This window comes from Frankia sp. AiPs1 (assembly GCF_023716945.1).
In the GTDB taxonomy this organism is placed as follows: Bacteria; Actinomycetota; Actinomycetes; order Frankiales; family Frankiaceae; genus Frankia.
In genome coordinates this window covers 1-6,497 of sequence record NZ_JAMQQF010000128.1, presented here as the reverse complement: position 1 = coordinate 6,497, position 6,497 = coordinate 1, and the positions used below count along the sequence as shown (strand labels likewise).

6 protein-coding genes are annotated in these 6,497 nt (G+C 71.0%); 2 read left to right on the top strand and 4 right to left on the bottom strand.

The genetic code is table 11. From position 1 onward, the window contains the following. Positions 1 to 77: 77 nt before the first annotated feature. Positions 78 to 464 carry a toll/interleukin-1 receptor domain-containing protein gene (locus ND748_RS13910; RefSeq protein ID WP_251746227.1) on the bottom strand — a complete coding sequence of 129 codons (387 nt, stop codon included), beginning with the start codon at positions 462 to 464 and terminating at the stop codon, positions 78 to 80. 398 nt (positions 465 to 862) lie between these two features. Here ND748_RS13910 and ND748_RS13905 point away from each other — a divergent pair, with 398 nt between their 5' ends. Next, positions 863 to 1,972, top strand: coding sequence for a citrate synthase 2 (locus ND748_RS13905; protein WP_251746226.1), 1,110 nt, complete (start codon positions 863 to 865; stop codon positions 1,970 to 1,972). After that, the gene (serC, locus tag ND748_RS13900) at positions 1,965 to 3,089 is read left to right on the top strand and encodes a phosphoserine transaminase (protein ID WP_251746225.1); all 1,125 of its coding nucleotides are present in this window, start codon (positions 1,965 to 1,967) and stop codon (positions 3,087 to 3,089) included. The genes ND748_RS13905 and serC overlap by 8 nt, the downstream gene beginning before the upstream one ends. Before the next feature lie 190 nt (positions 3,090 to 3,279). On the opposite strand, the gene ND748_RS13895 is transcribed toward serC, so the two are convergent. The 3 genes from ND748_RS13895 to ND748_RS13885 all read right to left on the bottom strand — a co-directional run. Then, positions 3,280 to 4,638, bottom strand: coding sequence for a citrate synthase (locus ND748_RS13895; RefSeq protein ID WP_251746224.1), 1,359 nt, complete (start codon positions 4,636 to 4,638; stop codon positions 3,280 to 3,282). A 270-nt stretch (positions 4,639 to 4,908) separates the two neighbouring features. Further along, positions 4,909 to 5,667: a response regulator transcription factor gene (locus ND748_RS13890; RefSeq protein WP_251746223.1), complete on the bottom strand. Its 759-nt coding sequence runs from the start codon at positions 5,665 to 5,667 to the stop codon at positions 4,909 to 4,911. A 122-nt stretch (positions 5,668 to 5,789) separates the two neighbouring features. Beyond that, positions 5,790 to 6,497: sensor histidine kinase (locus ND748_RS13885; protein ID WP_251746222.1), on the bottom strand; the 708-nt coding region annotated here is incomplete at its 5' end.

Below are 6,497 nucleotides of genomic sequence, written 5' to 3'. Positions count from 1 at the left end.
CGGCTGTGCGGGGTGGGGAGGCACCGGAGGGCGGGATGGAGGCCATCGGAGGATCGTGCCAGCCGCGCCCGGCGCGCTCAGCCGAGCTCGCGCAGGACCGTGGCCACCCCGCGGTCCCAGTTGGCGGTCAGGTCGAGGCAGGGCCGCCCGCCGAGTCGGGTGGGGGCCTCGGCGCCGGAAAGGGTCACGGGCAGCATGCTGATCCCGCGCGACGAGAGGTCCACGGCGAGCGCCGGCAGGAATTCCTGCGCTATCCACGGCGCGTGAATTCCCAGGGTGGAGTGGCCCAGCAGGAGAAAATCCGCGGTGGCGAGGGTGTCGGTCATGAACATGGGCACGGTATCGCCGATGCGCACTTCCCAACGGTCCAGGTGCACCGCATGGCCGACCGCGTTGACCGCCCGCCCCAGCCGTTCGGCGCTGGCGATGTCCGCCGCGCGATGACTGATGAAGACGAACGCCATGATCTCCCGAGCTCCTGATCGTGTTTATGCGCCGCCTGACCGCCGGTCAGGCGGGCGATCTCCTGGTGCCGACCGTAGCGCGACGAGATCTCCGCCGGTCGACCGTCTCAGACGTCACTTTCGGCAGCTTGTTGCAAATAGCCGCACAAATGGACAAAGCGACTGTGAGGCATCTCATAAATTGTCGTGCGAGTGTGCCAGGGTTGGCGAAGTGTGAGGCTGCTGCGTCCATCGGCGGGCCGGCTGGAACGGCGCGAGGCGGCGGCGCTCTGGCGCGTCCGGATGCCGCGGGGCAGGATCGGATGGAGCAGAACCCGACGAGGCAGGCACGGCGGGCCGCCGGTCTCAGCGACAGATCGCCGGCCGAACCAACCGACAGAAGCGGAGATCCGGACTCGATGGCCGAGAAGACGAGCGATTTCAAGCCAGGTCTGGAAGGCGTGATCGCCTTTGAGACGGAGATCGCCGAGCCGGACAAGGAGGGCAGCGCGCTGCGCTACCGCGGGGTCGACATCGAGGACCTCGTCGGCTCGGTGGACTACGGCCACGTCTGGGGGCTGCTGGTCGACGGTGCGTTCGAGCCCGGGCTGCCGCCGGCCGAGCCGTTCCCGGTGCCGGTGCACTCCGGTGACATAAGGGTGGACGTGCAGAGCGCGCTGGCGATGCTCGCCCCCTACTGGGGGCTGGGCCAGCTCATCGACATCGCTCCCGAGCAGGCCCGCGACGACCTCGCCCGCGCGTCGGTGGTGGCGCTGTCCTTCGTCGCCCAGTCCGCCCGGGGCCTGGGGCAGCCCGCGGTCCCGCAGAAGGAGGTCGACCGCGCCCGGACGATAACGGAACGGTTCATGATTCGCTGGCGTGGCGAGCCGGACCCCAAGCATGTCCAGGCCGTCGACGCCTACTGGGTGTCGGCAGCCGAGCACGGCATGAACGCCTCGACGTTCACCGCCCGAGTGGTCGCCTCGACCGGCGCCGACGCCTCGGCCGCGCTGTCCGCCGCCGTCGGTGCGCTGTCCGGGCCGCTGCACGGCGGCGCTCCCTCGCGAGTGCTCGCGATGCTCGACGAGGTCGAGCGCACCGGGGACCCGCTCGGCTACGTCCGCCGTGCCCTGGACCGCAAGGAGCGGCTGATGGGCTTCGGGCACCGGGTGTACCGGGCGGAGGACCCGCGTGCCCGGGTGCTGCGCCGCACCGCCCGCGATCTCGGCTCCGACCGCTACGAGGTGGCCGAGGCGCTGGAGGCGGCCGCGATCGAGGAGCTGACCAACCGCTTCCCCGACCGCCCGCTGCGCACGAACGTGGAGTTCTGGTCCGCCGTGGTCCTGGACTTCGCCCAGGTGCCCGCCCATATGTTCACGTCCATGTTCACCTGCGCCCGCACCGCGGGCTGGAGTGCCCACATTCTCGAACAGCAGCGCACCGGCCGGCTGATCCGTCCGTCCGCCCGCTACGTCGGCCCGGACCCGCGCCCGCTCGCCGACGTCTCCCCGGGGGTGCCCCGTGGCTGACGCCGCCGCGATCGAACTGCCCGACAGCCTGCGCCCGGTCGACGGCCGCTTCGGCTGCGGCCCATCGAAGATCCGCCCGGATGCCGTCGCCGCCCTGGCTGCCAGCGCCGCGACCTATCTCGGCACCTCGCACCGCCAGAAGCCGGTCAAGGGGCTGGTCGGCCGGGTGCGCGCGGGGCTTGCGGAGCTGTTCTCGCTGCCCGCGGGCTACGAGGTCGTGCTCGGCATCGGCGGCGCCACCGCGTTCTGGGACGCCGCCGCGTTCAATCTGGTCCGTAACCGGTCGCAGCATCTCGTCTTCGGCGAGTTCGGCGGAAAGTTCGCGGACACGACGAAGGGCGCGCCGTTCCTGGCGGAGCCCTCCGTGGTGTCCTCGGCCCCGGGCACGCACCCGGACTGGGCGCCCGAGGCCGGCATCGACGTCTACGCCAGCCCGCACAACGAGACCTCCACCGGCGTCGCCCGCCCGGTGCGCCGCCCGGTCGGCGCCGACGCCGGCGCCCTGCACCTGGTCGACGCCACCTCCGGCGCCGGCGGCCTGCCGGTCGACGTGACCGAGGCCGACGTCTACTACTTCGCGCCGCAGAAGTGCTTCGCCTCCGACGGCGGCCTGTGGACGGCGCTGATGTCGCCGGCGGCGATCGACCGGCTCGCCGAGATCGCCGCGACCGACCGGTGGATCCCGCCGTTCCTCGACCTGACCACGGCCCGCGACAACAGCTCCAAGGACCAGACGTACAACACCCCGTCGGTGGCGACGCTGTTCCTGTTCGCCGACCAGATCGAGTGGATGCTCGCCCAGGGTGGGCTGGAGTGGTGCGTGCGCCGCACCGCCGAGTCCTCGTCGATCCTCTACACCTGGGCGGAGAAGACGGCATACACGACGCCGTTCGTCGCCGACCCGGCGCAGCGCTCCCAGGTCGTCGTGACCATCGACTTCGACGGGGTCGACGCCGCGGCGGTGGCGAAGGTGCTGCGCGCCAACGGCGTCGTCGACGTCGAGCCGTACCGCAAGCTCGGCCGCAACCAGCTGCGCGTCGCCTGCTTCCCGGCCATCGAACCGGCCGACGTCGAGGCGCTGGTCGCCAGCATCGACCACGTCGTCGAGCGCCTGTAGTAACCAGGCTCCGGCCGATTCGAGGTCCGATTCGAGGTCCGATTCGAGCGCGCAGTCGATCCAGGACAGCGACGAGGCCGGCGAGCTGGACAGCTCGCCGGCCTCGTGCCCGATTTCATCTGGTGGCGCTCGCGCGTGGCTCTGACAGGCGGCTGGAGTGCCGCGGCGCCACGCTGACGCCGGATGATGCCTAGCGCAGGGGGCGCTCCGGGGCGGCCTGGGCGGCCTGGGCGGCGATCGGGTCCTCGGCCGTGGCACCGCGGTCGTCCATCGGGACGTACGGGCGCTGGTCGTAGCCGACGTAGAGCTGGCGCGGGCGGGCGATCTTCTGCTCGGGGTCGAGCAGGCCCTCCTCCCACTGGGCCAGCCAGCCGGGCATCCGGCCGATGGCGAACAGCACCGGGAACATCTCCACGGGGAAGCCCATGGCCTGGTAGATGATGCCGGTGTAGAAGTCGACGTTCGGGTAGAGCTTGCGGGCGATGAAGTACTCGTCCTCCAGCGCGATCCGCTCCAGCTCCATCGCCAGGTCCAGCAGCGGGTTCGTGCCGGTCACCTTGAAGACCTCGTCGGCGACCTGGCGGATCACCCGGGCGCGCGGGTCGTAGTTCTTGTAGACCCGGTGGCCGAAGCCCATCAGCTTCTTCTTGCCGTCCTTCACCTGGGCGATGAAGGAGGGGATGTTCTCGACCGAGCCGATCTCGGCGAGCATCCGTAGCACCTGCTCGTTCGCCCCACCGTGCAGCGGGCCGTACAGCGCGGCGATCGCGGCGGCGGCCGCCGAGAACGGGTCCGCCTGCGAGCTGCCGACGGCGCGCATCGCGTTCGCCGAACAGTTCTGCTCGTGGTCGGCGTGCAGGATGAACAGCACGTCGAGGGCGTGCTCCAGGTTCGGGTCCGGCTCGTACTTGAGCTCGGTGGCCTTCCACATCATGTTGAGGAAGTTGCCGGCGTACGACAGGTCGTTGTCCGGGTAGACGTACGGGAAGCCGACCGAGTGCCGGTAGGAGTACGCCGCCAGCGTCGTGATCTTGGCGATCAGTCGGACGATCTGCAGCCGTCGCAGGCCCGGGTCGTCAATCGTCTTGGCGTCCGGATAGAACGTCGACAGCGCGCCGACGGTGGACACCAGCATGCCCATGGGGTGGGCGTCGTGGTGGAACCCGTCGATGAACTTCTTGATCGACTCGTGCACCAGGGTGTGGTGCGTGATCTCGTCTTCCCAGGTCGACAGCTCGTCGGTGGAGGGAAGCTCGCCCGCCAGCAACAGGTAGGCGACCTCCAGGAAGCTGCTCTTCTCGGCGAGCTCCTGGATCGGGTAGCCGCGGTAGCGCAGGATGCCGGCGTCACCATCGATGTAGGTGATGGCGCTGCGACAGCTCGCGGTGTTCGTGAACGCCGGGTCGTACGCCATCAACCCGAAGTCGTCGTCGCCCGTCTTGATCGAACGCAACGCGCTCGCGCGTACCGTGCCGTCCGTGACCGGGATCTCGTACGTCTTACCGGTTCGGTTGTCGGTGACGGTCAGTGTGCTGACCTGCTCGGACACGCCGGGCTCCTCTCGCGGTGGCGATGCCGCTGGTGACGGCTCTGCCCCAGCCGGGGCGCGCATCCGGGTACGGAGCGCTCACGCCGGTTTGCTGGCTCACATGGTTCTTCCCAAGTCTGGCCGTTCGCGGCTGCACATGCGCGTGATCGGTGAGCCTCATCCCACGTGTGCTGCGCCACCCCTCGTCAGCGAGCAGTTCCCCTGGCTGCGGTGATGGGGCGAGACACGCTCGGTGAGCAGACGACCGGGCATCGGGTGGGTCGGTTGCACCTACCCGAACGGGGAGACGCCACTGCGGTGCCCGGAGCGGGTTGGCGTCGTGATAACAGAAGACGCGCCGGCGGGCGTTCCCGCTGCGGGTCCCGGCTCGCCCGGCCCTGCGGCGGCGTTGCGCAACCAGGTGAGCACGGCGAGCACCCGGCGGTTGTCGTCCGCGGACGCCGGCATCCCGAGTTTGCTGAAGACTCCGGCGATGTGGTTCTCCACGGTCTTGGGCGCCAGGTGCAGGCGGGCACCGATGCCCTGGTTGGATCGACCCTCGGCCATGTGCGCCAGCACCGTGCGCTCGCGCGGGGTGAGCCGGGCCAGCTCGTCGGCGCGCCGCCGGTGGGCCAGCAGGCCCGCGACGATCTCCTCGTCGAGCACGAGGCGACCGTCGATCACCCGCCGCAGCGCGTCCTGTAGCGCCCCGACGTCGTCGACCCGGTCCTTGAGCAGGTAGCCGAGGCCGCCGCTGCCGTCGCCGAGCAGGCGCAGCGCGTAGGGCGTCTCGGCGTAGGTCGACAGGACGAGCACGGCGATCGCGCGGTGCTGGGCGCGGATCTGTTCGGCCGCGACCAGCCCCTCGTCGGTGTACGTGGGGGGCATCCGGATGTCCAGGATCACCGCGTCCGGCCGGCTGCGCCCGAGCCCGCGGATGAGGTCCTCGGCGGTGGCGGCCTGCGCCACGACCTCGGCGCCCGCGGCGGTCAGCAGCATCGCCAGCCCCTCGCGGAACAGGGTCGAGTCGTCCGCGATCGCTACCCGCACGGGTCCGTTCTCCTCTTCTCGACGCTGGCCGGCTTCTGACGCTGGCCGGTTCTCGATACTGGCCGGCTTTTGATGGTGGCCGGTTGCCGATACTGGCCGGTTGCCGATGCCGGCCGGGACGGTCACCACGGGATGCTCGCCGTCAGTCGGGTCCCGCCGCCCGACGGGCTGACGATGACCAGGGCGCCGCCGAGCGCCCGGACGCGGTCGGTGAGGCCGGCCAGCCCCCCGCCCTCGACCGCGGTGGCGCCGCCCTTGCCGTCGTCGGTGACGTCGATGCGCACGACACCACCGTCATGGCGCACGGTGACTCGGGCCCGGCTGGCCCCGGCGTGCTTGACCGTGTTCGTGAGCGCCTCGCAGATCGTGTAGTAGGCGCCCGCCTCGAGGACCGCCTCGAACCGCGCCGCGGGGACGTCGAGCTCGATCTTCACCGGCAGCGCGGCCGTGACGACCTCCAGGGCCGGCAGCAGCCCACCCTGGCTGAGCACGGCCGGATGAATCCCCCGCGCGAGGCTGCGCAGGTCCGCGAGGGCGTGGCGCAGATCCTCCCGGGCGGCCTCGATGGCGGAGATCGTATCGGGATCGGTCGCCTTCGTCCGGGCGAGACCCAGTCTGGTGGCCAGCGCCAACAGCCGTTGCTGGGCGCCGTCGTGCAGGTCGCGCTCCAGTCGGCGCCGCTCGTGCAGGCCGGCCTCGACCAGCCGGGACCGGGACGCGCGCACGGCGTCGAGCTGCGCGGCCACCGTGGCGTGCAACTGGGCGTTCTCCAGGGCCATGGCGCTCGCGCGCACGGCCGCCTCGACCAGGTCGAGGTTGCGCCGCATGGC